General features: G+C 65.5%; 26 protein-coding genes and 1 riboswitch. Of the genes, 16 read left to right on the forward strand and 10 right to left on the reverse strand.

Features of this window, described 5'->3' with window-relative positions:
* The first annotated feature begins 18 nt into the window (after positions 1–18).
* Positions 19–1,476, forward strand: coding sequence for a glycogen synthase GlgA (glgA, locus tag L284_RS25215; protein WP_031341250.1), 1,458 nt, complete (start codon positions 19–21; stop codon positions 1,474–1,476).
* Positions 1,473–3,284, forward strand: a complete 1,812-nt coding sequence (glgX, locus tag L284_RS25220) for a glycogen debranching protein GlgX (RefSeq protein ID WP_021232024.1) — start codon at positions 1,473–1,475, stop codon at positions 3,282–3,284. The genes glgA and glgX overlap by 4 nt, the downstream gene beginning before the upstream one ends.
* Here the strand turns inward: glgX and L284_RS25225 are convergent.
* Together L284_RS25225 and L284_RS25230 are read right to left on the reverse strand one after the other, a co-directional pair.
* Positions 3,220–4,419, reverse strand: coding sequence for a glycosyltransferase family 4 protein (locus L284_RS25225; RefSeq protein ID WP_021232025.1), 1,200 nt, complete (start codon positions 4,417–4,419; stop codon positions 3,220–3,222). The two genes, glgX and L284_RS25225, sit on opposite strands and share 65 nt — an antisense overlap.
* Entirely contained in the window at positions 4,373–5,836 is a 1,464-nt protein-coding gene (locus L284_RS25230) for an oligosaccharide flippase family protein (protein ID WP_021232026.1), read from the reverse strand. Before L284_RS25230 ends, L284_RS25225 begins: the two co-directional genes overlap by 47 nt.
* Positions 5,837–6,484: 648 nt before the next feature.
* Here L284_RS25230 and L284_RS25235 point away from each other — a divergent pair.
* The gene (locus L284_RS25235; RefSeq protein WP_021232027.1) at positions 6,485–7,096 is read left to right on the forward strand and encodes a sugar transferase; all 612 of its coding nucleotides are present in this window, start codon (positions 6,485–6,487) and stop codon (positions 7,094–7,096) included.
* 79 nt (positions 7,097–7,175) lie between these two features.
* Here the strand turns inward: L284_RS25235 and L284_RS25240 are convergent, their stop codons facing one another.
* From L284_RS25240 to L284_RS25275, 7 genes are all read right to left on the reverse strand, one after another.
* Complete coding sequence (locus tag L284_RS25240) at positions 7,176–9,326, reverse strand: putative bifunctional diguanylate cyclase/phosphodiesterase (RefSeq protein WP_021232028.1); 2,151 nt, start codon at positions 9,324–9,326, stop codon at positions 7,176–7,178.
* A gap of 440 nt (positions 9,327–9,766) precedes the next feature.
* Positions 9,767–10,240: a glutathione S-transferase family protein gene (locus tag L284_RS25250; protein ID WP_235054237.1), complete on the reverse strand. Its 474-nt coding sequence runs from the start codon at positions 10,238–10,240 to the stop codon at positions 9,767–9,769.
* On the reverse strand, positions 10,123–10,437 hold the full coding sequence (locus tag L284_RS48595; protein ID WP_235054238.1) for a thioredoxin domain-containing protein: 315 nt from the start codon (positions 10,435–10,437) through the stop codon (positions 10,123–10,125). Before L284_RS48595 ends, L284_RS25250 begins: the two co-directional genes overlap by 118 nt.
* A 74-nt stretch (positions 10,438–10,511) precedes the next feature.
* Positions 10,512–11,657, reverse strand: coding sequence for a glycerophosphodiester phosphodiesterase family protein (locus L284_RS25255; protein ID WP_021232031.1), 1,146 nt, complete (start codon positions 11,655–11,657; stop codon positions 10,512–10,514).
* A 700-nt stretch (positions 11,658–12,357) separates the two neighbouring features.
* Positions 12,358–13,512 carry a tetratricopeptide repeat protein gene (locus L284_RS25265; protein WP_021232033.1) on the reverse strand — a complete coding sequence of 385 codons (1,155 nt, stop codon included), beginning with the start codon at positions 13,510–13,512 and terminating at the stop codon, positions 12,358–12,360.
* Between the two features lie 168 nt (positions 13,513–13,680).
* Positions 13,681–14,571 (reverse strand): NAD(P)H-hydrate dehydratase, encoded by an 891-nt coding sequence (locus L284_RS25270; RefSeq protein WP_021232034.1) that lies wholly within the window; start codon positions 14,569–14,571, stop codon positions 13,681–13,683.
* On the reverse strand, positions 14,568–15,335 hold the full coding sequence (locus L284_RS25275) for a histidine phosphatase family protein (protein WP_021232035.1): 768 nt from the start codon (positions 15,333–15,335) through the stop codon (positions 14,568–14,570). Before L284_RS25275 ends, L284_RS25270 begins: the two co-directional genes overlap by 4 nt.
* Positions 15,336–15,570: 235 nt before the next feature.
* Positions 15,571–15,809, forward strand: a riboswitch (cobalamin riboswitch).
* Between the two features lie 232 nt (positions 15,810–16,041).
* Between L284_RS25275 and L284_RS25280 the strand changes: the two genes are divergently transcribed.
* From L284_RS25280 to cobJ, 4 genes are read left to right on the forward strand one after another with little or no spacing between them, the layout of a single operon-like run.
* On the forward strand, positions 16,042–17,151 hold the full coding sequence (locus tag L284_RS25280) for a hypothetical protein (protein WP_021232036.1): 1,110 nt from the start codon (positions 16,042–16,044) through the stop codon (positions 17,149–17,151).
* Positions 17,151–17,780: a precorrin-8X methylmutase gene (locus L284_RS25285; RefSeq protein ID WP_021232037.1), complete on the forward strand. Its 630-nt coding sequence runs from the start codon at positions 17,151–17,153 to the stop codon at positions 17,778–17,780. Before L284_RS25280 ends, L284_RS25285 begins: the two co-directional genes overlap by 1 nt.
* Positions 17,777–18,505: a precorrin-2 C(20)-methyltransferase gene (cobI, locus tag L284_RS25290; RefSeq protein WP_021232038.1), complete on the forward strand. Its 729-nt coding sequence runs from the start codon at positions 17,777–17,779 to the stop codon at positions 18,503–18,505. The genes L284_RS25285 and cobI overlap by 4 nt, the downstream gene beginning before the upstream one ends.
* Positions 18,502–19,251, forward strand: a complete 750-nt coding sequence (gene cobJ, locus L284_RS25295; protein WP_021232039.1) for a precorrin-3B C(17)-methyltransferase — start codon at positions 18,502–18,504, stop codon at positions 19,249–19,251. The genes cobI and cobJ overlap by 4 nt, the downstream gene beginning before the upstream one ends.
* On the opposite strand, the gene L284_RS25300 is transcribed toward cobJ, so the two are convergent.
* Positions 19,227–19,976 (reverse strand): cobalt-precorrin-6A reductase, encoded by a 750-nt coding sequence (locus tag L284_RS25300; RefSeq protein ID WP_021232040.1) that lies wholly within the window; start codon positions 19,974–19,976, stop codon positions 19,227–19,229. The genes cobJ and L284_RS25300 overlap by 25 nt on opposite strands.
* On the opposite strand from L284_RS25300, the gene cbiE reads away from it, so the two are divergent.
* The 9 genes from cbiE (at position 19,975) to L284_RS25345 (ending at position 26,251) form a co-directional block, all read left to right on the forward strand.
* The gene (gene cbiE, locus L284_RS25305) at positions 19,975–21,180 is read left to right on the forward strand and encodes a precorrin-6y C5,15-methyltransferase (decarboxylating) subunit CbiE (protein ID WP_021232041.1); all 1,206 of its coding nucleotides are present in this window, start codon (positions 19,975–19,977) and stop codon (positions 21,178–21,180) included. The genes L284_RS25300 and cbiE overlap by 2 nt on opposite strands.
* A complete protein-coding gene (locus tag L284_RS25310; RefSeq protein WP_021232042.1) occupies positions 21,177–21,542 on the forward strand; it encodes a cobalamin biosynthesis protein in 366 nt (121 codons plus the stop codon). Before cbiE ends, L284_RS25310 begins: the two co-directional genes overlap by 4 nt.
* On the forward strand, positions 21,539–22,330 hold the full coding sequence (gene cobM, locus L284_RS25315) for a precorrin-4 C(11)-methyltransferase (RefSeq protein WP_021232043.1): 792 nt from the start codon (positions 21,539–21,541) through the stop codon (positions 22,328–22,330). Before L284_RS25310 ends, cobM begins: the two co-directional genes overlap by 4 nt.
* An 8-nt stretch (positions 22,331–22,338) precedes the next feature.
* Positions 22,339–23,091: a precorrin-6A synthase (deacetylating) gene (cobF, locus tag L284_RS25320; protein ID WP_031341255.1), complete on the forward strand. Its 753-nt coding sequence runs from the start codon at positions 22,339–22,341 to the stop codon at positions 23,089–23,091.
* Between the two features lie 66 nt (positions 23,092–23,157).
* A complete protein-coding gene (locus tag L284_RS25325) occupies positions 23,158–23,400 on the forward strand; it encodes a TA system antitoxin ParD family protein (protein ID WP_021232045.1) in 243 nt (80 codons plus the stop codon).
* The gene (gene map, locus L284_RS25330; protein WP_021232046.1) at positions 23,397–24,170 is read left to right on the forward strand and encodes a type I methionyl aminopeptidase; all 774 of its coding nucleotides are present in this window, start codon (positions 23,397–23,399) and stop codon (positions 24,168–24,170) included. Before L284_RS25325 ends, map begins: the two co-directional genes overlap by 4 nt.
* 138 nt (positions 24,171–24,308) lie before the next feature.
* The gene (locus L284_RS25335) at positions 24,309–24,695 is read left to right on the forward strand and encodes a hypothetical protein (RefSeq protein ID WP_021232047.1); all 387 of its coding nucleotides are present in this window, start codon (positions 24,309–24,311) and stop codon (positions 24,693–24,695) included.
* 78 nt (positions 24,696–24,773) lie between these two features.
* Complete coding sequence (gene yaaA / locus L284_RS25340) at positions 24,774–25,526, forward strand: peroxide stress protein YaaA (protein WP_021232048.1); 753 nt, start codon at positions 24,774–24,776, stop codon at positions 25,524–25,526.
* Complete coding sequence (locus L284_RS25345) at positions 25,523–26,251, forward strand: SDR family NAD(P)-dependent oxidoreductase (RefSeq protein WP_021232049.1); 729 nt, start codon at positions 25,523–25,525, stop codon at positions 26,249–26,251. Before yaaA ends, L284_RS25345 begins: the two co-directional genes overlap by 4 nt.
* Positions 26,252–26,295 lie beyond the last annotated feature (44 nt).

Consider the following 26,295-nt stretch of genomic DNA (forward strand, 5'->3'; position numbering starts at 1 on the left):
GTCGAAGAGGGGTTCCCGTTGAAAGTTCTTTCCGTAGCTTCCGAGGCCGTGCCGCTGATCAAGACGGGCGGACTGGCCGATGTGGTCGGCGCGCTGCCCGCCGCGCTTGCCGGGCATGGCGCCGACATGACAACCCTGCTGCCCGGCTACCCTTCCGTGCTGAAGGCGCTGGGGCGGGTGCGGGCGGTCCATTCGTGGACATCTCTGCTCGGCGTGCCCGCGCGCCTGCTGTCGGGCAAGCTGGACGGCTACCCGCTGCTGGTGCTCGATGCCCCGGCTCTTTACGCGCGTGACGGTGCGCCCTACGCCGACGCCGCCGGGCAGGACTGGGGCGACAATTGGCAGCGCTTCTCCGCCCTCGGCCGTGCGGCTGCGGACATAGCAGGCGGCGCGATGACGGTCCGGGGCAAGCCGGTCCGCTTCGACATCGTCCATGCCCACGACTGGCAGGCGGCCATGGCTCCGGCCTATCTGCGTTTCGCACCGTTCGGCGGCGATGCCGGCCGAGTGCCGTCCATCGTCACCATCCACAACATGGCTTTTCAGGGCTGGTTCGGCCCCGAAGTCTTTCCGCGCCTCGGTCTTCCCGGTGAAGCCTGGTCGATCGACGGTGTGGAGTATCACGGCGGCCTCGGCATGCTGAAGGCGGGCTTGGCCTGCGCCGATGCCGTCACGACGGTGAGCCCTACTTACGCGCGGGAAATCCGGTCGGCGGCCTTCGGCATGGGGCTGGAGGGCTTGATCGTCGCACGGGGACGCGCCGTCTCCGGCATACTCAACGGCATCGATGCGGCGACATGGAACCCGGCCAAGGACGGCGCCCTGGCGGCGCGCTACGATGCGCGGAAGCTGGACCGTCGAACTGCCAACAAGCGGGCTCTCGAAGCCGAGTTCGGCCTGGATGCCGATGACGGCCCCTTGTTCATCGTCGTCACCCGTCTGACTTGGCAGAAGGGCATGGACGTGCTGCTGGAAGCGCTCGACCATCTCGTCGGCCTGGGCGGAAGATTGGCGTTGCTCGGCTCCGGCGACAGCGCCATCGAGCGCGCCTTGCACGAAGCGGCATCGCGCCATCCGGGACGGATCGGCGTTCGGATCGGGTACGACGAGGCCCTGTCGCACCGCATGCAGGGCGGCGGCGACGCCATTCTCGTGCCTTCCCGTTTCGAGCCCTGCGGGCTGACGCAGCTCTATGGCCTCGCTTATGGCTGTGTGCCCGTCGTGGCGCGCACCGGGGGGCTGGCCGACACCGTAATCGACGCCAATCCCGCCGCTCTGGCGGCGGGTGTGGCGACCGGCGTCCAGTTCGACGGGGTGCACTACGATGCTTTTTCGGCGGCACTGACCCGAACGGTCGATCTCTATGGCCGCGCGGACCAATGGCGCGCAGTCCAGAAGAACGCGATGAAGTGCGATTTCTCCTGGAAGGCCAGCGGGCAGGCTTATGCGGATCTCTATCGAGCCCTGACGGCATGATCCCGCTCGGCGCGTCGGTCGCCAAGGGCCGCACGCGCTTCGCCGTTCGCAGTCCGTTGGCAAGCGCCGTATGGCTCTGCCTGTTCGAGGGCGCTACAGAGCGGCGCCATCTTATGGAGCGGCGCGGCGCCGATTGGGTTCTGGACCTGCCTGCAGACCTGAGCGGCGCGCGATACGGCTACCGGGCATCCGGGGAATGGGCACCCGATCGCGGACTGTGGTTCGACCCGGCGAAGCTGCTGGTAGACCCTTACGCTGTCGAACTGGATCGCCGCTTCCAGCAGGATCCTCGCCTTGCGGAGTTCGGCGCCGACACGGCAGATCTTGTGCCTTGCGCACGCGTACCGGGATGCGCCGATCCTGCCGCGACGAAGCCGCCGCTGTTCGAGGTCGGCGGGCTGATCTACGAGATCAACGTCCGGGCCTTCACGCGCCTCCACCCCGAAGTGCCGGAGAGACTGCGCGGGACAGTTGCGGCTCTGGCCCATCCCGCGGTTGTGGCCCATCTCAGGAAGCTGCATGTCACTGCCGTCGAACTGATGCCCGTCGTTGCCTGGATCGACGAGCGGCATCTGCCGCCGCTCGGCCTCGTCAATGCCTGGGGCTACAATCCCGTGGCCATGATGGCGCTAGATCCCGGCGTGTGCCCAGGCGGCATTGCCGAACTGCGCGGCGCGGTCGCGGCACTCCACGAGGCCGGGATCGGCGTGATCCTCGACCTCGTCTTCAACCATAGCGGCGAAAGCGACATCGCAGGCGGGGTGATCTCGCTGCGCGGGTTGGACAATGCCGCCTATGCGCACGCACCGGGCGGGGCGCTCATCAACGACACCGGCTGCGGCAACACGCTGGATTTCGCCAATCCAGCGGTGCGATGCCTGACGCTCGATACGATGCGTCATTTTGCCGCGAACTGCGGAGTCGATGGTTTCCGCTTCGATCTGGCGCCGGTTCTGGCAAGGGGGCCGGGCTTCGACCCGGCCGCCCCGATCTTCGCGGAGATCGCCGCCGATCCGCTGCTTTCGACGCGGGTGATGATCGCGGAGCCGTGGGACGTTGGACCCGGCGGCTACCAACTCGGCAACTTCCCCGCGAACTGGCTCGAATGGAACGATCACTTCCGTGATGACATCCGCCGCTTCTGGAAAGGAGAGGAAGGCATCGGCAAGCTGGCGACGCGGCTCGCCGGATCGAGCGACCTTTTCGGGCCTGCAGATCGCGAGTGCCTATGCCGATCAATCAACTTCCTGGCCGCGCATGACGGATTCACGCTGGCCGATACGGTCGCCTACCAGCACCGTCACAATTGGCCGAACGGCGAGCAGAACCGCGACGGCCATGGCGAGAACTTCAGCTGGAACAACGGCACCGAAGGCGAAACCTCCGACGAGGCCATACTCGCCGCGCGCCGCGCCGACATCAAGGCGATGCTGGGAACGCTTTTCGCTTCGACCGGTACTATCATGCTGACGGCCGGCGACGAGTTCGGCCGCAGCCAGCAGGGTAATAACAACGCCTACTGTCAGGACAATGCCATAGGCTGGGTTGATTGGATCAACCGCGATCAGGATCTGGAGGACTATGTTGCCGCGCTTTCCAGACAGCGCAGCAGCGACCTTCAGCGATTTGCCAGCCTTGCCGAAGACGTGCGCTGGTTGAACGTGAAAGGCGCCGAGATGACCGTGGAAGATTGGGAAGCTCCCGGCGCCGATCGACTTTGCTGGCAGGCAGACGGCTGGCGCATCACGGTGACGCGCGCCGATCGCAGGGTGGATTTCGCGCGTCTTCCTCAAGAAGGCTCGAGATAATCGCGTAAAGGCGCTCGCCGGCATGCTCCCATGTCAGTTGCTGCGCCCGGGCGCGACCTTTACCCGCCAAGTCTTCGCTTACGAGATCGTTTTCCAGAATTGACAGCACTGCGCTGCGAAACGCGCGAGGATCGTCTGGGTCGACCAGCAGCACGGCATCGCCGCAGACCTCCGGCATCGCCCCCGCCCGCGCTGAAACGACGGGCGTGCCGAAGTGCATCGCCTCGACGGGCGGCAGTCCGAAACCCTCCGTCAGCGATGGAAACACGAAAACGGCTGCGCTTTCGTAAAGCGCCCGCAATTCGCCGTCGGTAACGAAGCCGGTGAAGACGGTGTTTTCAGGTGGTTGCCAGCCCTTGGCGCTATAGGTGCTTGCTGCAGGTCCCCCTGCCACGACAAGCTTGCGACCGCCGGGCAAAGCCTCTCGCAAGGCATCGAACACTCTGCTGAGGTTCTTGTAGTGCTTCGCCGTACCGATCGCGAGAACGTACTCGCCCCGCCCAAGACCGTGACGCTCCAATATGCGGCGATCCGGCTCCACGGTCAGCAGGTGATCTGTCCCGTTATGAACGACGTCGATCTTGTCAAAAGGCGCGATACGATACCTTGCCAGCGTCTGGCGAGCGTATTCCGACACCGTGATAATCCGCCGGGCTCGCCGGCCGATCCAAGGCAGAAGGCGCTTATAAGCCATGACCTGGCGCGGCGAATAGTCCTTGGGATGCAGGAAGATCTGCGCATCGTGAATCATCGCGACACTGTTCGCATGAAGAAGCGGGGCCAGATTGCACAAGTTCACCAGCAGGCGTCCCTTGGCTTGACGCGGCAGCGTAATCATCTCCCATCCCTGTCCACGGCCCCATCGACCCGCAACCGAAGTGATGTTCAGGTGCGCCATTTCCGGCGTAAGGACGGCGCCCGGCGGCGCCAGAAGGCGGACTTCGTGCTCTACTGCCATGCGCTTGATCAGCTGCTCGGAATAATGGGCGGCCGTGCGATGGACACCGTTGAGCCCGCCGGTCAGAAATTTACCGTTGATGTCGATGGCTGGCATGATCGTGGAGGAACCTTTGATTTCGAAAAAGAGGTCAACCGGAAAACGCTTCGAGGCTGAAGACCCGAAGACGGCCTGCAACGAAAAGCACGGCCGAACCGAGCAGCATCGTGATCAGGCAATAGGCAATGAGCGCTGAGCCTACGGACGGCGTGAAGATCAGCCACTCGCTTTGGCGCAGGAGAAAAAGCAGGACGCCGAACGCCGACGCCAGCAATAGGGCCGAAGCGAAGTTGCGGACCGCTCGGTCGATCGCGATCCCTGACTTGTGCATGATGTAGAACGCCCAAAGCGTACTCAGGAATACGACCGTGGCCTGGGTCCAGGCGAGGAACTCTATGCCGAACGGCGAGGCCGCCGCTACCGCTGCCACCGTCGCCACGGCAGTCACCAGGTTGTAGGCCGTCACTGCTGATGTACGGTCCAGCGCCGCAAAGACCGGCTCCACCAGCAGTTGACCGGCGCCGGCTACCCCGCGCAGCCCCATCGCATACGTGACGACCATGGCGGCGAGATAGGATGGCTGGAAGAACGCCGAGACCACGTCGCGCGCGAAGACGATGATTACCGCCCCGACCATCCCCGTAAGCAAAGTGATGGTGCCGGCATGCCGCGCGAGCAGAGGCGCGAGATCCTGATCGTGCCGTGCCGCACTGCCGAACTGGGTGGAGGCGAAATTGCTCATGGGTTGGCTCAGAATGTCCGTAGCGCCGGTGGCGATACGGTTCCCGAAGCGATAGAGCCCGACATCGCCCGGTGAGTGGAACACGCCGAGGAGAATGTCCGCCGCATATCGAGACAGGAATGCGAGAAAACGGGAGCCGTAGAGATGGCTTGAGAATGCCGCTGCCTTGCGGGCGAGGGCGGCACTGAAATGCAGGTGCGGCCAGGTGCGCCCGCCGATGATGAACAGCGCGGCACCGAACACGATCCTTGCATAGCGGGCAGCCACCAGCGCGTAGAGTGAGTGCCAGAACCAGAGCAAGAGAGTTCCGCTGACCAGCGCCGCCAGGTTTTCGATAAAGACGAAGGTGAAGTTGCGCGCCGTTTCCTGGCGCCGCAGCAAAGTGGCGGAAGACCATGCAACCAGCGCGGAAACCGGTTGAGCGGCGGCAAGCAGAACCAGTACCATCGCGAGGTCTGCCGATGCGAACAGCCATTGCAGTGGATAGGCGGCGACGGCAAGAAGTAGCGATGCAGCGCCGACGAGCAGCAGTATCAGCCAGAAACTGGTCGAAAGGATCAGTCTTTCGTCACCCTTCGCAGTCAGAATGAACTGAAAGATACCTGTATACGTCAATGTTTGTACGAGGATCACGAAGACGTTCGCGAGGCTGAAGACGCCGAACTCCGCCGGCATCAGAAACCGAGCCGCCAGAAGCGTCATGACAAGAGTCGAAACCTGCTCCAGCGCCCGCGCAGTGAACGCGAACAGCGCCAAGCCCGCCTGCTCGTAAAAGCGACGCAGGATGCTGGCTTTGATGATTGCCGTACTCATTCGCTAAGCCGTATCTCGGCACCGCCGATCGAAATTCGGACGTTCGAACTTGGGATGGAGTGGCGAGTAACCATCAACATTGGGATCCAAAAACCAGTAATGGCAGTCCATCGAACGAGCCCCCCTGACGCAACCGAAAGTGCGGAAATCAACGGCGCTTATGCATCGCCGCGATTTGAGTGGCATCGGAAAATGAGACAAAAAGTGGAAAATCTTCAAATCGGTTTTAATATCTAAATTGCTGTCCTGTGCGGATGTCCAATAATTTCAGGGGTCATGCTTGAAGGGCCTGGAAGGTTATAAGGGTCGGATTATGGTGACGTAACACTTGATATTGGATGGAGTATGATTCTGATTATCTAAGTTGTATGGGCAATGCTATAAGCAGAACTGTTTAGGTAAAATGCAAAGCATTTTGGATGGTTTTCGATGTTCGGATCCGAAATGGAAGCGTCTCATGTTGCAAGCGCGAAGACCGCAGTGATAGCCCCACGTTAACGTTTAGGTACGGGTGCTGACGAACCCGGGGGGAACATCATGAGGCACGATGGAGCATCAAACTTGGCCGTGAGGGCTGCCTATCCGGCGCCGGTGCGATATGCTAGGAATATCCTTGTCGAAAATAGCCTTCCGCGAGCGATCCCGATCATGGACGCGGCGATCTGGCGCCTCTTCGACATGGTCGCCGCCTTCCTGATCCTCACTTTCATGCTGCCATTCCTGGCCATGCTGGCGGTGGCTATTTTCATCAGCGATCCCGGTCCGGTGTTCTATCGCCATCGCCGCCTTGGACAGGGCGGGCGCTATTTCCAATGCATGAAATTCCGCACAATGCGCGTCGATGGCGACGCGATCCTCGCGGAACACCTCAGCACATCCGCTGCGGCGAAAAGGGAGTGGGATGCCACGCACAAGCTGCGGAACGACCCTCGCGTTACACCGCTCGGTGCGGTCATGCGAAAACTCAGTCTCGATGAATTTCCGCAATTGCTGAACGTTCTGTCGGGCGACATGAGCATCGTCGGACCCCGCCCTATTGTCGAACAGGAAGTTCAGAAGTACGGCTCCTATTTCGAGCACTATTGCAGAGTTCGGCCGGGTTTGACCGGTATCTGGCAGACAAGCGGCCGAAGCGACACATCGTATCATCAGCGCGTGACGATGGACGTTGCTTATGTGAGGCGGAAAAGCGTGACGCTCGACATGTGGCTGATGGCCAAGACGTTACCGGCCGTACTGCTGGCCAAAGGGTCTTATTGAACGGACGGCAAGCGTAATTCGGACCGGGCCACCGGGCTGGTGCAAGTGCAGAGATACCTGACGCGTCGGCGGGTTGCCTTTAGACCGCGCCGAGAACGGGCTCCCCGGTGCGGTAGTCCACGATGGCGGCGGCATTGTTCTGGAGGGTCACCAGATTCTGCGCCGCCGTCCTAGCCGGAGCGGGCCTGCCGAACTGGTAGCCTTGTGCGAAATCGCAACCCCACTGCCGCAAGGTCGCGGCTTCTTCCATTTCCTCGATCCCTTCCGCCACGACGTCGATGTTGAGCTTGTGGCAGATGTCGATGACGCCTTGGATCAGAGTGGCGCTGCGGGTTTCGATCAGACGGCCGCCTCTCACGAAGCTCTGGTCCAGCTTCAGACGGTGGATTTCGAATTCGGAAAGGTAGCTGAGCGAGGAATAGCCGGTCCCGAAATCGTCCAACGCCAGGACGTAGCCGCGATCGCGAAGGCCTTGGAGATTGTCGTGGACGGTAGCGGACTTGTTCAGCAGGACGCCCTCGGTGATTTCGAAGCCGATGGATTTCGGCGCCACGTCGAAGCGGGCACGATGAAAATCGATCTGGTCGAGCAGGGCGGGATTTTCGAGTTGCAGCGGGGAGAGATTGATGGATGTGCGCAGTTCGGGCCAGCGGCGGCTGTCGCGGAATGCCTGCTGGATGATCCACGCGCCAAGCTGCGGCATGAGGCCGAGCTTCTCGATCACCGGCACGAACACGGCGGGCGTGTCCTTGGCGCCTTGTTTCAGGCGAAGCAGCGCTTCCACGCCGGCGGGCTTCATCGTCCGCAGGCTGATGATCGGTTGGTAGAAGAGCTCGAAACCTTCGTCTTCGATGGCTTGTTTCATCCGCGCTTCCAGGCCCTTGCGGCTCTTGAACGCTTCGCCGAGCGCCGGATCGTAGACGACGTGGCGCTGCGGCCCGGAAGCCTTGGCGGCGCCAAGGGCGATATCGGCATGGCGCATCAGTTCGCTGGCCGTGTGGCCGTGTTCGGGCGCGGCGGCTATCCCGGCCGAAATCGTCACGGACACCATTATTCCTTCCCGCGTCTGCCGGGAAACCGCGATGTTGGTGGCGCGCGGTCCGAGGGTGAAGACGTCGGAATTGCCGACTGTCAGCACGGCGAATTCATCGCCGTCCAGACGGGAAACGAGGCAATGGGGGCTCGGAAATTCCTGCAGCAATTGCTTGCCGAATTGCCGGATGACGTCGTCTGCGGCGCGGTGGCCAAGCTCCTCGTTGATGGCGCTGAATTCATCGACATCCAGCAGGATCAGCTGGCACGGCTGAGAGCCTGCGATCTGTTCGAGCTGTTTGATGAAGGTCGCGCGGTTCACCAGTTCGGTCGTGGGATCGAAGAGTTCGAGATAGCGCGCGCGCCGGGAGTTGGATTTGGCCTCGTCCTCCAGGTTGCTGGCGCGATAGGCAAGCATCAGGAAGAGGCAGAGAACGGCCGCGCCGATCGCCAGCGTGGCAGGGATGACATATTCCCGAACGGCCTCGCCGGGTTTGGCCGGATGCCAGGCGAGGCGCCCCAGCGGCGTTCCGTCCGCAGCGGAAAGAGCAACGCCGCGCCTGCCCGATGCTGCGGCATCTCGCGCGCTCAGAAAAGTGAAGCCATCGAGCATCAGCGTGCTGCCCCAGCGGTTCAGCATGACATCGTCGAGGTAAGTCAGTGTGACGAGGGAAAGAGGCTCACCCGCGGCCGGGATTCGGGACGCGGCAACCACCACCGGAACGCCGCGGATCGATGCAAGTTCGGCCTTTGCGTGCTGCGCGGGTTTCGCAGCGGTTCGGCTCTTGGTGGTTCCCGCTGCGCTTAGGGACCCCACAAGGTCGTCGGCCGCGCTACGAATGTCCTCCAGCTCGTCGGCTTCGGCGCGCTGGCCACGCGTGTAACCGTAGATCGCGCCCGAAGGCGTGACGATGGCGACCGCCTTGGTCGCTTCGGCAGCCACGGTGGGCCGCCCGAGTTCGGTATCCAACCAGGCTGCTGCCTCATCCGGACCTTGCGCTGCGATCTTCCGCGCCGGTTCCAGCCTGGCGCTGGTGGCCGCTGCCTGTCTGGCGGCATTGGCGAGTAGGCTGGCAAGCGTCTTTTCCACCTGCTGCTGCTGCCGATCCGCCGCGATCCGGTCCATGGATTGCGAAGTGACGAAAAGCGCCGCCGAACCGCCGAGAGTCAGGCCAAGGAGACCGACGATCGCGATCAATCCTCGATGGCTCGCTATTTTCGGCCGGCTAAGCATATGCGATCCCTACTTGGTCCTTGGGTCCCTGAGCCCATCGAGGACGTGCCATTAACCGGACTTCCTCAACAAATCGCAACCAGCCGGCGCGCTTTGAGATTTATCCGGGACATCTTCTTATAGGCCGGATCGGCTCAAGGTTGTGGCTCGTGGGAGAAACCGGACCGGAAATGTCTCAGATTGCTATGGCTGTTGGCCAATGGCGTATGGCGGGGACTTGAGGACATCCTGATAGTCGTTGAGCAGCGGCACTCCGCGCCTGCCTCTGCGATCGCGACCATCGGGCGCGCTATCGGCGAAAAGCTCGGATTATCCCCAAAGCGGCGCCATAGCGCAGCGCGCGTCGACGGCGAAATGCGGCTCCTGGCCAGCGTGTGCGATTTGGCTGGAACCGCCGTGGCCGCTTAGCGATCGGCGGTCGGCTTCGTGGCCGAGGATGCCGTCTCGAACACGGCAAGCTGATCCGTGAAAGCTTGGCGATAGGCTGGCCTTGCCTCGCCCCTGGCGATATAGGCGAGCAGATCGGGAAAGGCGTCCAGCAGATGGGTACTTTCGAGACGGCGCAGCACCGTTACCATCATCAGGTCTCCCGCACCGAAGGAACCGTCCAGCCACTCGTCACAGCCGAGCCGGTCGGAAAGCTGTTGGAGCCGGTCTCGGACGCGCTGGTCCAGCATCGGCTGGCGCTCGGCGAACCAGGGGCGTTCCCGCTCGAAGAGAAGGCTCATCGTGCATTCGACGATCGGCGGCTCGAGCGTGTTCAAGGCGGCGAAGATCCAGGCCACTGCACGGGCCCGCGCATCACCCTGAACCGGCAGGAGGCCGGGATGGTGCCGGGCGAGATGAAGCACGATGGCGCCCGACTCGAAAAGAACCAGCCCGTCCTGCTCGAAGCTCGGTATCTGGCCGAAGGGGTGTACGCCAGGTGATCGGGCGCCTTCAGCGCGTCGAACGAGAGCAGCCGCGTCGCATAGGGCAGGCCGAGTTCTTCCAGCGCCCAGCGCACCCGCATGTCCCTTGCGAGCCCGCGGCCGCGATCGGGCGCGTTTTCGAAGGCGGTGATGGTGATGGTCATGGCGGCCTCCTCGAGACCGCCTGTCTACCATGCAGACCGGGGGGACGCGATGCGAAATGGTGCGGCCGAAAGCCTCAGGCCAGGCCGTCGACGGCTGTGCGACCTAGGCCGGGGTCGTCGGTGAAGATCGAATCGATCCCGGCGGCGAGGTAGCGGCGCATCAGTTCGATGCAGGCCTTGTCCTGCCGTGCCGTTTCTCCGCCCGGCCCTTGAAAGTCGGTAGGAAGGAAGCGGTTCTCGGGCCTGACCGTCCAGGTGGAAACGAGCAGGCCGGCGGCATGGGCATCGCGCACGAGCGTGGTGGGTTTGCCTAGCGGGCCCGCCTTGCCGGTGGCGTCTCCGAAAGGGATGATCGCCTGGAGCACCGGCGCCACCCAATCCGCATAGGCCTTGATCTCGGAAAGCCCGGCGGGAGTCAGCATCTGCTTGAAGGTCATGGTGCCTCCCGCGGCGGCGATGTCCGCCGGGCGCATCTCGATCGGCATGGCTAGTTGGAGGAGTTGAAGACGCGGATAGGCACCGATGCGCGCGCGCAGCCACTTGAGGTTGGCCACTTCGAAGCTCTGGACGATGACAGGTGCCGTGGAAAGATAGTGGCTCGCCGCTACCCGGTCCAGAAGGCGCTGTTCCTGGGGCAGGCCGATGCGGGCGAAGTAGGTGGAGTGCTTTATCTCGGGGATGAGGCCGATCGTGCGCCCCCGCGCGGCGGATTCGGCGGCGACGAAATCGGCGATTTCCTCCAAGGTGAGCACCTGGAACTGCCCGTCGTAGCGCTTGCTGTCCGGCCGCATGGTCCCGAGCCGCTCGATCGCCCGAAGGGTTTTCAGTTCGGCAAGCGTGAAATCCTCGGTGAACCAGCCGGTGATCGTCTCCCCGTCGATCGCCTTGGTGGTGCGGCGATCGGCGAACTCGGGATGATCCGCGACGTTGGTGGTCTCGGCGATGTTGTTTTCGTGGCGGGCGACCAGCGCGCCGTCGCGGGTCGAGACGAGGTCGGGCTCGACGAAATCCGCACCCTGCTGGATCGCCATGGCATAAGCAGCCAGAGTGTGCTCCGGGCGGAGGGCGGAGCAGCCCCGGTGGCCGATCACCAGGGGCTTTCGGCGCGCCGGCGTTCCGTCTGTCGCCGCCAGGGCAGGATAGGCCAAGCCGAGCGCGGTGCCAGTGGCCGCCCCTGCGCGGATCAGGTCGCGGCGGGAAAATAGGGTCCGATCTGTCATGGCGTTATCCTTGCGGCGGGCAGGCGAGCCGACACTCGGATCGCTTGCAGGGCCGCTAATGCCGAATTGTTGCAGGTGCCGGTCAGATCGATGGTATTGCCCGCGAGCCTGCTCGGCATTGGCCGGCAAGCGTGAGGAGGCTGCCATGGAACATCTCAGCTTCCCCAATGAAAGCGCCGACTATGGACGGAGCGTAATCGCCTGCTCGCGGCCGAGATGGAGTTGCGCCGCCAGACCGACACCGTGGCCGTCATGCGCCGGTCCCTGCCGCCGGGCGGGCTGTTGAAGGAGGATTACGTTTTCAGGCGACTGGATCCGCTCCACCGCGAGGAGGACGGCAATAGCTACACGGCGGATTATTTCGGAAGTACCCCCGGCCTTGGCCGCCGCCATGCGGGCCGAGCGAGGCCATGAGGACGAACGGGACTGCGCCCGAGGAGCCGGATTAGCACCACCGCGCGCTCGACGCGATCGATCCGTTCTGGGGATTGCTGGACTTGCTGCCTGAGGGGCGGGCGGATTCTTTCCTCGGCTCACCTATCCTTGAGCCGCAAGCGGAGGCCTGAAAGACAGGGCGCTGCGATGAACTGGCGCCTAAGGCAGCGTAGACAAGTTTGGCGCGCCGAATGGGCGGGATGGGTGGTTTGCAGTCGTTCGGTAGGCGCGGCGCGAGATACAGGAGCAGTAGGTCGACAGGCGCTTATGCACCATCTTTCGCCTTAGCCTCTTCGGCGCGTTGGTGCCGTGCAGCACTCATTTCATCGGTTTCAGTTAGGTCTACAACATGAACGCTTAGATTGCCCATTCGCTGACGAATGCGACTGCCCGTTGGAACACCCATGTTTCCCCGAACCGTAAAGCGATCGATCCGATAGACCCCCGGGTGTCCCGGCTCCACCTCCAACGGTATGTAGCGGCGTGCTTGGACCTGCCGGAGGATGCCAGGTTCCCATTGACCAAGCCCAGAGGTGCGCAACACTTCGGCCTCTGCAGTTCTTCCATCCGGCCGGACCCAGTAACCGACATCTGCAAACCGAACGCCTGAGTCATGCTTCGGTTGCCGTTGGAGGCTCGAACGTACAGGGTTGATATCCTCGACTGCGGGAGCAAACAGCAATCTTGGTGCCTGGGTTGCTGATTGACGTAGTCGTGTCGCCAGTGCGTCCACTGCATCCTCGTTACCACGACGAACCGCGATCTGCATGCGCACAATATCCCGCAACTCCACCATCAGGCGGTCGTTCTCGCCAGCTATTACGACCGATTCGTCCGCTAGACGGAGGGCTTCCTTGTCGCGCCCGGAAATCAGGGCCACCCAGGCTCGACGAAAGACCGCACCAGACTCCAGCTTGTTCAGGCCATGCTGTGCTGCCACCTGCTGGACCTTGCGATAAATCGCATCCGCATCGTTCGGCCTGCCCAATCCCACCATGCTGTCGGCAAAGGCGAATTCCTGCTTGAGCGTTGCACTGTGAGCCTCCCCAAGATAACGGCGCAGCACCAGCACGTTGTTCCGGGCGGAGGAAAGCCAAAGGCCGGTGTCGCCCTCATGCTCCGCGACGGTGGCCAAGGTGGCATAAAGACTGGACACGGGCCCGGGGAGCTCACCAGCATGATCGCGATTGCGGCGGATAGCACTTTGAAGCGTAGTACGCGCGTCGCGATACCGGCCATCGGCGAACTGCTCGACTGAGGCCTGGAGCGATGCTTCGACCTCCTCGGCAGGAGAACAATTGCGGGATAGACACAGCGCAAGCGCCTGTTCGGCCCGGCGACCAATCACGATGATGTCGCTTGGCGATGCCGGCGCGGAAGTGACTGCTTGAGCGAGCGCGATTAGTAGTTGCGTAAACATGGCTGGAAGTTCCGCTGGCTCTATCGCCGTGTCAAGACAGCCTTACGGAGCTTGGCGTTCACGGGCTTACTGCGAACCTCAGCGCCGGCTGAAAACCTTGTCAACGCAACGGTAGATAGAACAACCGGTTAGGGGCGCTTCCAGACCGTCCGAAGTTGTCCGCGCGCCTTAGGGCGTCCGCATCTTGCCGTGAAGCAGTTGCGGGATCAGTTCTAGGAGGTCGCGGGCCAGAAAGCCCACGGTGCCGATCCGCTCCGAAAGGATGCGGCCGGCGCTTCCGTGTAGCCAGCAGGCCCAACCGGCAGCCGTTGCGGGTCGGGCACCTCTTGCGCAAAGCCCGCCGAGTATTCCGGCCAGAACATCGCCCGAGCCGCTGGTGGCGAGGCCGATGCATCCGGCTTCGAAACGATGGAGGCCGCCCTCGGGCGTCGCCAGGACGGTGGAGCCTCCCTTCAGCAGGATCACGCAGCGATAGCGCCGTGCCATTTCCCTTGCCACGCCCTCCGGGTCGGCTTTTACCTGGCCGATATCCAGGCCTGCCAGCCGGGCCATTTCGCCGTGGTGCGGGGTCAGCACGACGCGCCCATCGTGCCGCGCCACTTGCGCCGCGAGGTCGCGGGCCGAGGTGAGCGCGGCGGCATCCAGCACGATGCTGCGCGCGGCGTCCGGCTCGGCCAGCAGCCGCGCGACCAGCACGTCGGTACGCTCGCCCGCCGTCATGCCCGGGCCCAGCACCAGGGTGTCGCAGCGACGGATGCGCTCCACGAGGATATCGGCCGCTTCGAGCGCTATCTCGCCGTTCTCGTCGGCGGGCAGGGCGATCATCGCCGCCTCCGGCACCAGCACGCCGAGCGCGGTTGCGGTCGAGCCTACGGTGGCTAATTGCAGTTTGCCTGCGCCGGCCCGCAAGGCAGCTTCCCCGGTCAGGCGCAAGGCCCCAGGGACGAACTCCGCGCCGCCGACCACCAGTACGCGTCCCCGTCCGTCCTTGTCCTGCGCATCGTCAAGCGAGGGCAGGGGATGGGCTTCCAGCCACGATCGGTCGATCCGCGCCGTCACCCGCGCGCTCCGGCGATCAGGTCGGGCGCCTTGGTCACCGGCGTGGCCTGCGCCTCGAGCGGCGCCGTCGCGTTGTAGCGGTGAAGCACCAGGCCGCCCGTCTTCCCCTCGCTGGGATCGAAGCGGTATTCGGTAACGGCGCAATTGGCGACGTCGCCGGCAGCGTCGATATCCAGGATCTCGCGCTCGCCCAGGGTCTCGACGATGTAGCGCATGCACAGGACCACGACCTGGTGGGAGAAGATCATCACCCGCCGTCCGGCGTAGTGCAAGGAGATGGTATCCATGACCGACCGGAGCCGCAGGATCACGTCGCACCAGCTTTCTCCCCCCGGCGGGCGGTGGTAGAACTTGCCCAGCAGGCGCCGGAACTCGGCCTGTTCGGGATGGACCGCGAGAATGCCTTTCGTCGTCAGTCCGTCCAGGATGCCGAACTCCTTCTCCCGCAGCCGCTCGTCGAAGCAGATCGGGGCGTCGGGCGCGCTGCCGCCATGATCGCGGAAGATCTCCGCCGTCTGGCAGGCGCGCAAGTAGGGAGAGGACAGCAGGACGTCGGGACGCTGCTCCGGCGGTTGCTGCGCGAACCAGCCGCCCAGCGCCGCAGCCTGTTCGCGGCCGAGGTCGCTAAGGGGTACGTCCGCATCGCGCGAGGACAGGGCGATACGGTTCTCGTTCGCCTCGTGCGCCAGATCGCGCGCGACGTTGCCGGCACTCTGGCCGTGGCGCACGACGATCAGACGGGCAGGCCAATGCAGCGATGCCATCTAGATTGGCCGTGGCAGGTTTGCGGCGGTCCGGCGGTGCATAATCGTCTCCTCTCGCCGGTAGCCAACGCACGAGCCCGGTCAATGATCCTGAGGAGTGAGGGCAAGCGGGCCGGGAGGCTGAGACCCGGGGATAGGCGAATGCGGAGGCGATGCCGGTTCGGGCGAGCGGGATGCGGCTTGCGAAATGCACCGCTTGAGGCTAGCGGTTCCGCATGGACGCGCCTTTTCGAAGGTCGTCCAGGATCGCGCCGGTGCCTTGTCATGAGGCTTAAAAGGGAACGCGGTGAAGGTGGAGCGATCCGCCCGAAGCCGAGGCTGTCCCTGCAACTGTAAGCGGTGAGCAAGATGCCGGGGCTTCCCTCGCGGAAGCCGGCCACTGGACTGCGCGCAAAAGGGCGCGAGAGACCGGGAAGGCCGAGCATCGCGCTTCGACCCGCAAGCCAGGAGACCTGCCGGCGCATCGGTCGCTCTTGCCCTGGCCCAGGGATAGGCCATGGCTCGGTACTCCGCGTGAGCGACGAAGCCGTGCGGCTGGGGCTGCACCGGCGCGCAGGATGGGCGTTCACGCGCCCGCCCGTCCTTGCGCGTGGACCGACGCCTGTCGGCAAGCCCCGGTCTTCGTCGCTGCGCGCGAGGGGATGATGCCATGTGCGTCACGTCGAAGCCTGTCCGGTCCTCCGGCGGTCCGGTGCCGAGGCCGCCGATGACGGCGTTCGGCCGGCGCGGCTGGTGCCCCGATGCCTGGCGTCCGATGATGGCGGGGGACGGACTGATCGTCCGGGTGAAACCGCGCTTCGCTCGCCTGACCCGGCCCCAGGTCGAAGCGCTGGCCGATCTCGCCGGACGTTTCGGCAGCGGTGCGCTCGACCTCACCAACCGCGCCAACCTTCAGATCCGGGGCGTCCGGGAGGGAGGCTGGCGCGAACTGCTCGCCGCGCTTGTCGACAACGGCTTGGTGGACGAGGATCCCGAAGCGGAAGGGCGCCGCAACGTCCTGGTGGCGCCCGGCTGGAAGCCGGGTGACGAGACCGCGCGGATAGCCGAGGCGTTGCTGGCGCGGCTGAGCGAACTCCCCCGCTTGCCCGGCAAGATGGGCCTGGCAGTCGACACGGGGGCGTCGGCGGTGCTCACGGCTTGTCCGGCCGATTTCCGCATCGAGCGGGCGGAAGGCGGCGGCTTGCTGATCCGCCTCGACGGACGCGAAAGCGGGGTGGCCGTCCACGCGGAAGAGGCCGCCGATCGGGTGCTCGACCTTGCTCGGTGGTTCATCGAATCCGGGGGGATCGCTGCCGGGCGGGCGTCGCGGCACTTGGCGCCGCTTCCCGCCTGGGCGATGGGAAAGAGCCGCCCGGTGCGAACTTCGCTTCGATGCGATCCGGGTTACGGCGTGCCGTTCGGACGGATCGCGGCCACGTCTTTGGTAGAGCTGATGGATGTAACCGGCGCGGCAGCCTTGCGGATCACGCCCTGGCGGCGCATTCATCCCGAAAGCAGCGTGGCTCCGCCGGTAGCGGGATTCCTGCTTGGGACGGACGATCCTCTTCTACGCACCGACGGCTGCCCCGGCGCGCCGGATTGCCCCAGTTCCAGCGTCGAGACGCGAGAGCTGGCGGCCCGCCTGGCGCCGCACATCTCGGGACGCCTTCATGTTTCCGGCTGCGCGAAGGGCTGCGCCCGATCCCGTCCGAGCGATGTCACCCTGACCGGCCGCGACGGCGCATTCGATCTCGCTTTCGGCGCCCGCGCGGGAGATCCGCCCGCGCACCGCGGCCTTTCTGCAGAACAGCTTATCGCTCATTTCGGAGCTTCCTGATGGCCTACCTCTACGAAAAGGATGGCGCGGCCATCTATCGGCAATCCTTTGCCACCATCCGCGCCGAAGCCGATCTTGCGGCCTTCCCCGCCGAGGAAGAGCGCATCGCGGTGCGCATGATCCATGCGGCGGGCCTGGTCGATCTTGCCCGCGACATCCGTTTTTCGCCCGGCTTCGCACGTGCCGCCATCGCGGCGCTGGAGGCGGGCGCGCCGATCCTGTGCGACGCCCGCATGGTCAGCGAAGGTGTGACCCGCGCGCGGCTCCCTGCCGAGAACGCCGTCATCTGCACGCTTCACGATCCCAAGGTGCCCGATCTGGCGCAAGAGGTGGGCAATACCCGCTCGGCGGCAGCGCTGGAACTCTGGCGACCGCATCTCGCCGGTGCGCTGGTGGCCATCGGCAATGCGCCCACGGCTCTGTTCCATCTGCTCGACATGCTGGAGCAGCCCGGCTGTCCGCGTCCTGCGGCGATCATCGGTTGCCCGGTGGGCTTCGTCGGCGCTGCCGAGTCCAAGGCAGCCTTGTGGCAGGTCCAGCCGGTGCCCTGCTGCGTCGTCGAAGGGCGGCTCGGCGGCAGCGCCATCACCGTGGCCGCCGTCAACGCCATCGCGAGCAGCGCGGAATGATACAGATGGGCACCGTTCACGGCGTGGGGCTTGGCCCCGGCGCTCAGGATCTCCTGAGCGTCCGTGCCGACCGCCTGGTGCGCGGCGCCCGGCACCTCGCCTATTTCCGCAAGGCAGGGCGTCCGGGGCAGGCACGGCGGATCGTCGAGGGGATGTTGCGCGAAGACGTGGTGGAATATGCGATGGAGTATCCGGTCACGACCGAGATCCCCTTTGCAGACCCGCGCTACAATGCCTCTCTTTCACGGTTCTATGCAAGCGCGACGGAGCATCTCGTCGGCCTTGCGCGTGCGGGCGAGGATGTGGTGGTGCTCTGCGAGGGCGACCCGTTCTTCTACGGCTCGTTCATGCATATCTACACGCGCCTCGCGGGTTCGGTTCCGGTCGGGGTCGTGCCGGGGATCACCGGAATGTCGGGCGCCTGGACGGCCTGCGGCGCGCCGATGACCTGGGGAGACGATGTCCTGACCATCCTCACCGCGACTTTGCCCGAGGAAGAATTGACCCGGCGCATTCGCGACACCGATGCGCTGGTGGTGATGAAGATCGGGCGCAACCTCGCCAAGCTGCGCCGCGCCGTTCTTGCCGCCGGGCGGGAGAGCGAAGCCTGGCTGGTGGAGCATGCCGCTATGGCCGAGCAGCGGGTGACGCCTCTGGGAGAAGCCGAAGGGGTGACGCCTTACTTCTCGATTCTGCTGATCCATGGCCAGGGGCGCAGGCCTTGAGCGGCTGGGTCGCCGTCGCCGGGCTGGGTCCCGGAAGCGCCGGGCTCGTCACGCCGGACGTCGCGGCGGCGCTGGAGGAAGCGACGGACATCGTCGGCTACGGGCCTTACGTCGCCCGCGTGGCGCCGCGCGAGAACCTTCGCCTGCACGCCAGCGACAACCGCGTCGAACTGGAGCGGGCCGCTCTTGCCCTGTCGCTCGCGGCCGAGGGGCGCAAGGTGGTGGTCGTCTCTTCCGGAGATCCGGGTGTCTTCGCCATGGCCGCCGCGCTGTTCGAGGCTTGGGAAAATGGGCCTTCGCCCTGGCGTGAACTCGATATACGCGTCCTGCCGGGGATCACCGCGATGCTAGCTGCGAGCGCGCGGGCCGGAGCGCCGCTGGGCCACGACTTCTGCGCCATCAACCTTTCGGACAATCTCAAGCCCTGGTCGCTGATCGAGCGACGGTTGCGGCTGGCGGCAGAGGCGGACTTCGCCATGGCCTTCTACAATCCCCGCTCCAAAGCGCGGCCACACGGTTTCGCGCGGGTTCTGGAGATCTTGCGGGAGGTTTGCGGGCCGGAGCGGCCGATCCTGTTCGCCCGCGCGGTCTTCACGCCGGAAGAGGACCTGAAGATCGTGCGGCTCGCGGATGCGCGACCGGAAATGGCGGACATGCGCACGATGGTCATCCTGGGGTCCAGCCAGACTCGCCTGATCATGCGGGATCGCGGGCCGATCCTCTACACGCCCCGGTGGTCGGAATGAGCAAGCCAGTCGAGCACGGCTTCCACGCTGTCCACTTCGCGGCGTGGGGGTATCGCGGGGCGGTCGATCATCGTCACCTGCACGCCGAGTTCGCGCGCCGCGACGAGCTTGGCAGAAGCGCCCGATCCGCCGGCGTTCTTGCATATCACGAGGTCGATCCCGTGCTCCTGCAAGAGCCGCCGGTCGCCGTCGGGGGTGAAAGGGCCGCGGTCCACGACCAGATGGTGGTCGGGCAGCACGGGCGCCCGCTCCGGCGCGTCCACGAAGCGCAGGAGGTAGCGGTGCTGCGGCTGGGCCGCGAAAGCCTCTACATGCATGCGGCCGAGCGCAAGCATCACGCGGCGGGGCTTTCCGGCCAGGCTTTCCACGGCAGCGGCGACGTCGGGCACCCGGTGCCAGCGGTCCCCCGAGACCGGTTCCCAGGGCGCCCGCGTGAGGGCCACCAGCGGAATTTTCGCAGACTGGGCAGCGGCGACCGCGTGAGCACTCATCCTCGCAGCGAAGGGATGGGTGGCGTCCACCAGATGCGTGACGGCATTCTCGCGCATGTACCGCGCCAGTCCGGTACTGCCGCCGAAGCCGCCGATGCGGATCGGGACCGGCTGCTGCCGCGGGCTGGCGACGCGGCCTGCATAGCTGAGCGTCGCGGCGATCCTGCGTTCGGCGACTGCGCGGGCGAGGGCGCTCGCTTCGGTCGTGCCGCCCAGGATCAGGATGCGGATCATGTCTGAAGCTCCTCGAGACCCATGGCTCACGATCGTCGGCATCGGCGAGGACGGTATCGCCGGGCTTTCCGAAGCCGCCCGCAGCGCTTTGGCGGAAGCCCAAGTCGTAACGGGGGCCGCCCGCCACCTCGGCCTGCTGCCGGCGCTTAGTGCCGAAACCCGGACATGGCCAGTCCCGTTCGGCAGCGGCGTGGCGGAACTCATGGCGCTGAAGGGCCGCAAGGTGGTCATGCTGGCCTCGGGCGATCCTTTCTGGTTCGGCGCGGGATCGGTCGTGACCGGGGGGCTCGACCCTGCCGAATGGATCGCTCATCCGGCGCCTTCCACTTTCGCGCTGGCCGCTGCCCGACTGGGCTGGCCGGTCGAAACCACGCTGTGTCTCGGTCTTCATGCGGCGCCCCTCGCGCACCTGCGGCCCCATCTCGCTCCGGGGCAGCGGGCATTGGTGCTGCTGCGCGATGGAGCGGCGGTCCAGGCTTTGGCGCATTACGTAACGGGGGAGGGCTTCGGGGCCTCGACGCTCACGGTGCTCGAAGCCCTGGGCGGGCCGCGCGAACGCGTGCGGATCGCCAGTGCCTTTAGCTTCGATCTCGAGGATGTCGCACATCCCGTTGCCGTCGGCCTGTCCTGCGGCGGAGAGGGCGAGGTCGTGACTTGCGCATCGGGGCGCGACGATCGCTGGTTCGACAGCGACGGCCAGATCACCAAGCGGCCGGTCCGCGCGCTCGCGCTGTCCGCCCTGGCGCCGCGACCGGGAGAGCTGCTCTGGGATATCGGCACGGGTTCGGGATCGATCGCCATCGAGTGGCTTCTGGCCCACCGCGACATGCGCGCCGTCGCCTTTGAAGGCGATCCGGTGCGCGCGGCCCGGGCCCGCGCCAATGCCGCCGCGTTGGGCGCCGACCGGTTGCATGTCGTCGATGGCATGGTCCCCGCAGCCTTGGAAAACCGACCGGCCCCGGACGCGGTCTTCGTCGGCGGGGGGCTGGATGCGGCACTGCTGGAGCGGCTGGGCCACCTCTCGGCGGGCACGCGCATCGTCGCCCACGCCGTCACACTGGAGACCGAGGCTCTGCTCGCGAAGGCCCATGTCGAGATCGGCGGCACCCTGCTGCGGGTGGAACTGGCCCAGGCGGCGCCGCTCGGCTCCCGGCGAGGCTGGAAGGCGCACTATCCCATCGTGCAATGGAGCGTGACCTTGTGATCGTCGCCGGCTTCGGTTTTCGGGCGGATGCGGACACGGCGTCATTGCGTGACGCGCTGGCAAGGGCCTGCCGCGAAACCGCTCCGATCCAGGCGATCGCTGCGCCTGCGGACAAAGTCGCGAGGCTGACCGAACTGGCCCTGGAGCGCGGCGTACCCATCATTCCCGTCGCCGCGACGGCTCTGCAGGCGGAGCGAACCCTTACCCGCTCCCCCGCCAGCCTTGCCGCGCGCCGATGCGGGAGCGTTGCCGAAGCCGCCGCTCTGGCCGCCGCCGGTCCCGGAGCCAGGTTGCTGGCCCTCCGCCATATCTCGTCCGACCGGACGGCGACTTGCGCCATTGCTCAGGGAGTTTCGACATGACCGTACATTTCATCGGCGCCGGTCCGGGCGCGCCCGATCTCCTGACCTTGCGCGGACGGGACCTGATCGCATCCAGCCCGGTCTGCCTTTATGCCGGTTCGCTGGTGCCCGCGGCCGTGCTCGACCATTGCCCGCCCGGCGCCCGCATCGTGAACACGGCGCCGATGGACCTCGACGCGATTATCGCCACTATCCTCGAGGCGCACGGTCAAGGGCAGGATGTGGCGCGCCTCCATTCCGGAGACCTGTCGATCTGGTCCGCCATGGGCGAGCAGTTGCGGCGCCTGCGCGCGCTGGGCATTCCGGTCAGCGTAACGCCCGGCGTACCCGCCTTCGCCGCCGCCGCTGCTGCGCTGGAGACCGAACTGACGGTGCCCCGGCTGGCGCAGTCGCTGATCCTTACGCGCACGCCGGGGCGGGCCAGTTCCATGCCGGAAGGGGAGAACCTGGCGGCTTTCGCGGCGACCGGCAGCACATTGGCCATCCACCTCTCGATCCACAATCTGGCCCGGGTCGTTGCGGACCTGCTGCCCCACTATGGCCCCGACTGTCCCGTCGCGGTGGTCTGGCGGGCAAGCTGGCACGACGAGCGGATCGTCCGCGCACGACTGGACGACGTCGAGCAGGCGGTTGCCGGAACCATGGAGCGGACGGCGTTGATCCTCGTCGGCCGCGCTCTCGAGGTCGCGGAAGACACGGTGGCCGAAAGCAGCCTCTATGCGCCCGATTACGACCGCCGGTTCCGTCCGCAATCGGCAGCGTCTCCGTTCGTCGGGGAGCATGAGTGATGGCGGGGATCGTCGATCTTCATCTGATCGGCATCGGTACTGGAAATCCCGAGCACCTGACCCTGGCGGCGATCCGCGCCATGAACGCGGCGGACCTGATCCTGCTGCCGCGCAAGGGTGAGGCGAAGTCCGACCTGATCGATCTGCGCCGCGCGATCTGCGCCGAGGTGCTGACGGGGGACACGCGCGTCGTCGAGTTCGATCTGCCGGTGCGATCTACGGTGCCGCCCTATCTTGACGGCGTGGGGGAATGGCATGCGGCGATCGCCGAGGTCTGGTCCGCGCAGATCGACGCCTATTTGCCCCACGGCGGCGTGCTGGCGCTGCTCGTGTGGGGCGACCCATCGCTTTATGACAGCACGCTGCGGATCGCGGAGCGGTTGCAGCGTCAGGGCAGGGCCCTCAAGGTCCATGTCGTGCCGGGGATCACCAGCATCCAGGTGCTGACCGCCGCGCACGGCATTGCACTGAACACGCTGGCAGCCCCGCTAACGATCACGACCGGGCGGCGCCTGCGAGAGGAGGGATGGCCGCAGGACGCCGAAACCCTGGTCGTCATGTTGGACGGGGCCTGCGCTTTCGCGGCGCTGCCGCCGGAGGGACTGACGATCTGGTGGGGCGCTTATCTCGGCATGCCGCAGCAATGCCTGATCGCGGGCGATCTGGCTGACGTTGGGGCGCAAATCCAGCGGCGCCGTGCCGAACTTCGCGAGGAGCATGGCTGGATAATGGACATCTACCTGCTTCGACGCACGGTCTGATCCGCTTGCCCGGCGCCTGTCGCTGCACTATGGAACATATATGATTCGTATATGGAAGGTAGGCTGATGGGCATCGTCAACATCGAGGATGAGCTTCACGATCAGCTCCGCAAGGCCAGCAAGGCCTCTTATCGTTCGATCAATGCCCAGGCCGCATTCTGGATCCGGATCGGCATGCTATGCGAAATGAACCCGGAACTGACGTTCCAGCAGGTCGTGATCCGGGAGTTGAAGGAGGCAGGCGTAGATCCAGGGGATGTCCGGTCAGGGGATGTCCGGAGCCAGCCCGTCGGGATGGACGCGGCATGATCAAGTCGCCCGAGGAAGTGGAACTCATGGCCGAGTCCGGGCGGCTGCTGGCTTCGGTCTTCTCGCATCTCGATGGTGAAGTGCTCGCCGGGCGCTCGACTATGGAGATAAACGACCTGGTCGAAGCCTTCATCGTCGACAGGCTGGCGGCGCGGCCCGCGAGCAAGGGCCAGTATGGCTACGGCTATGTCCTGAACTGCTCGCGCAACGAGGTCGTCTGCCACGGCGTGCCGTCCGAGACGGACGTGCTGCGCGGCGGCGACATCGTCAACTTCGACATCACTCTCGAAAAGAACGGGTACATCGCCGATTCGAGCAAGACCTACTTGGTCGGCGAAGTCCATCCGGCGGCGCGGCGGCTGGTGCGCACGACTTACGAAGCCATGTGGAAAGGCATCCAGGAGGTCCGTCCGGGGGCTCGGCTCGGCGATGTGGGCCACGCGATCGAGCGCCATGCCAAGCGCGCCGGCTACTCGGTCGTGCACGAGTATTGCGGGCACGGCATCGGACGGGAGATGCATGAGAAGCCGGAAGTGCTGCACTTCGGCAGGCCCGGAACCGGCTTGCGGCTGGAGGAAGGCATGGTGTTCACCATCGAGCCCATGCTCAACGCCGGACGCCGCGCGGTGCACACCGAAGACGACGGCTGGACGGTGGTCACCGCGGACGGCAAGCTCTCGGCGCAGTTCGAGCACACCGTTGCGGTGACGGGGAACGGCGTTCGCGTGCTCACCCTGCGGCCTGACGAAACGGTACCCCGGCGGGGATAAAGCCGAGGTCGTGCCGAAGGAACTGGCCCTAAAAGGAACCGGGCCAGACGTCGGCCGTTTCTGGACCTCGGCAAAACTGCCCTGTAAGTCGAGGCGCCCACGAGGCTGCGCCTTGGCGATGATCGAAGGAACCCGTCCATGAACCGTTCTCGCAACCTTTCCCTGCTCGCCCTGGCACTGGCCTGCGCGCCGCTTCCGGTGCTGGCACAGAGCGTGGCGGACATGGGGCTGCCCGGCGATGCGAAAGCCAGCGCCGAAACCGATGCGGAAGCGAAGCGCAAGGCGCTGAACGAGCAGCAGGCTCAAGCGGCTCGCGCGCAAGTCGAGGATAATGTCGCGCGCGAGCGCGCCCGCGAATCGTCCATCGCTACGGAAGCGGCTCGCCAGGAGCGCGAGCAGGCTGCCTATGCCGAAGCGGTGCGCCAGCACGACGCTACCGTCCAGGACTACCAGGCGGCGCGAGCGCGCTGGGAAAGCGCAAATCCCGCCTGCAAGCGCAACGACCCGGTCAAGTGCCCGCGCTGAAACAGCCGTTCCGGTCCGGCGTGGATGCTCCCGCCGGGCCGGTTTGACGCCGCCGCCCGCCCCGGCTACCGGCGAGCGATGATCGCTCTGCTCTCTCCCGCCAAGACGCTCGATTTCGAGCGCGCCCTGCCGCCCCTTGCCGTGACCACGCCGCATTTCGCGGAAGAAGCCGGCAGCCTGGCGCGCTCGGCCGCGAACCTGACGCAGAAGCGCCTTTCGGAGCTGATGCATATCTCTCCGCGTCTTGCCAAGCTCAATGCCGATCGCTTTCGCGACTTCGCGGAACTGCCCGAGCGGCAGGCCCTGTTCGCCTTTGCCGGAGACGTCTACACGGGCTTCGAAGCGCATACCCTGGACGAAGCGGGGGTTGCCTTCGCGCAGGACCATGTCCGCATGTTGTCGGGCCTTTACGGCCTGCTGCGCCCGCTGGACGCGATCCGTCCCTACCGTCTGGAGATGGGCACGCGCTGGGCGCCCCGGCATAAGTCCCTGACCGACTGGTGGGGAAATCGCATCGCCCAGTTCCTCCTGTCGCAGCTTGAGGAAGAGGGCTCCAACGTAGTGCTCAACCTTGCCAGCCAGGAATATTACGCAGCCGTATCCGGCAAGCTGCCGGGCGTGCGGGTGATCGAGGTGGAGTTCCGCGAGCCCGGTCCGAACGGCCCGCGTTTCGTCAGCTTCAACGCCAAGCGCGCACGCGGGATGATGGCGCGCTGGCTTTGCGAGCACCACGTCACCGACGTAGAGGCGATGCGCGGCTTCGACAGCGACGGCTACAGGTTCGATGCGGCCGAAAGCGATGCGGACCGCTGGCGGTTCACCCGGTCGTGAGTGCGGCGCCTCGAACCTCCGCGGTCGTCATCGGCGCGTCCGGCGGGATCGGCGGGGCCTTCGAGGCGGCGCTGATCGAAGAGGGCGCTTTCGAAGTCGTCCACGGGTTCGCACGGTCGCACAGCGGCGCCGGCCATCTCGACCTGCTGGACGAGGCGAGCATTGCCGCCGCCGCCGGGCGGGTGGCCGAGGGGCCGCCGCCGAGCCTGGTGATCGTCGCCACCGGGCTGCTGCATTGCGGCGATCACGGCCCGGAGAAGGCCTTGCGCGACCTGGACCCCGCGTGGCTGGCGCAGCTCTATGCCGTAAACGCCATCGGCCCGGCCCTGGTCGCGAAACACTTCCTGCCGCTGCTGCCGAAGACGATACCCGGCGCGGGGCCGGTACGACCGGTCTTTGCGGCTCTGTCGGCGCGGGTCGGCTCGATCAGCGACAATCGATTGGGCGGCTGGCACGGCTACCGCGCATCTAAGGCCGCGCTCAACATGCTGGTGCGCAACCTCGCCATCGAGGAGCGCCGCCGCAACGATCGCGCCATCGTCGTGGCGCTGCATCCGGGCACGGTGGATACGGCGCTATCGCGACCGTTCCAGGGCAATGTGCAGCCCGGCAAGTTGTTCGACGCCGAACGCGCGGCCTTGCAGTTGCTCGACGTGATCGAGGAACTGAAACTTGCCGACAGCGGCAAACTGCTCGACTACGAAGGCAAGGAAATCCCTTTCTAGAAGCGCGCAACCGCTCCGGATCTTGCAATCTCGCTTGCTCAGTA

The sequence above is a fragment of the Novosphingobium lindaniclasticum LE124 genome, from assembly GCF_000445125.1.
Taxonomy (GTDB): domain Bacteria; phylum Pseudomonadota; class Alphaproteobacteria; order Sphingomonadales; family Sphingomonadaceae; genus Novosphingobium; species Novosphingobium lindaniclasticum.

Coding starts and splice junctions, on each gene's coding strand:
- map (WP_021232046.1), top strand. CDS start 23,397: ATGATCAAGTCGCCCGAGGAAGTGGAACTCATGGCCGAGTCCGGGCGG.
- glgX (WP_021232024.1), top strand. CDS start 1,473: ATGATCCCGCTCGGCGCGTCGGTCGCCAAGGGCCGCACGCGCTTCGCC.
- L284_RS25230 (WP_021232026.1), bottom strand. CDS start 5,836: ATGAGTACGGCAATCATCAAAGCCAGCATCCTGCGTCGCTTTTACGAG.
- L284_RS25275 (WP_021232035.1), bottom strand. CDS start 15,335: ATGGCATCGCTGCATTGGCCTGCCCGTCTGATCGTCGTGCGCCACGGC.
- L284_RS25325 (WP_021232045.1), top strand. CDS start 23,158: ATGGGCATCGTCAACATCGAGGATGAGCTTCACGATCAGCTCCGCAAG.
- L284_RS25280 (WP_021232036.1), top strand. CDS start 16,042: ATGACGGCGTTCGGCCGGCGCGGCTGGTGCCCCGATGCCTGGCGTCCG.
- L284_RS25255 (WP_021232031.1), bottom strand. CDS start 11,657: ATGACAGATCGGACCCTATTTTCCCGCCGCGACCTGATCCGCGCAGGG.
- yaaA (WP_021232048.1), top strand. CDS start 24,774: ATGATCGCTCTGCTCTCTCCCGCCAAGACGCTCGATTTCGAGCGCGCC.
- L284_RS25300 (WP_021232040.1), bottom strand. CDS start 19,976: ATGATCCGCATCCTGATCCTGGGCGGCACGACCGAAGCGAGCGCCCTC.
- L284_RS25285 (WP_021232037.1), top strand. CDS start 17,151: ATGGCCTACCTCTACGAAAAGGATGGCGCGGCCATCTATCGGCAATCC.
- L284_RS48595 (WP_235054238.1), bottom strand. CDS start 10,437: ATGACCATCACCATCACCGCCTTCGAAAACGCGCCCGATCGCGGCCGC.
- L284_RS25335 (WP_021232047.1), top strand. CDS start 24,309: ATGAACCGTTCTCGCAACCTTTCCCTGCTCGCCCTGGCACTGGCCTGC.
- cobI (WP_021232038.1), top strand. CDS start 17,777: ATGATACAGATGGGCACCGTTCACGGCGTGGGGCTTGGCCCCGGCGCT.
- L284_RS25235 (WP_021232027.1), top strand. CDS start 6,485: ATGGACGCGGCGATCTGGCGCCTCTTCGACATGGTCGCCGCCTTCCTG.
- cobM (WP_021232043.1), top strand. CDS start 21,539: ATGACCGTACATTTCATCGGCGCCGGTCCGGGCGCGCCCGATCTCCTG.
- L284_RS25265 (WP_021232033.1), bottom strand. CDS start 13,512: ATGTTTACGCAACTACTAATCGCGCTCGCTCAAGCAGTCACTTCCGCG.
- cbiE (WP_021232041.1), top strand. CDS start 19,975: ATGTCTGAAGCTCCTCGAGACCCATGGCTCACGATCGTCGGCATCGGC.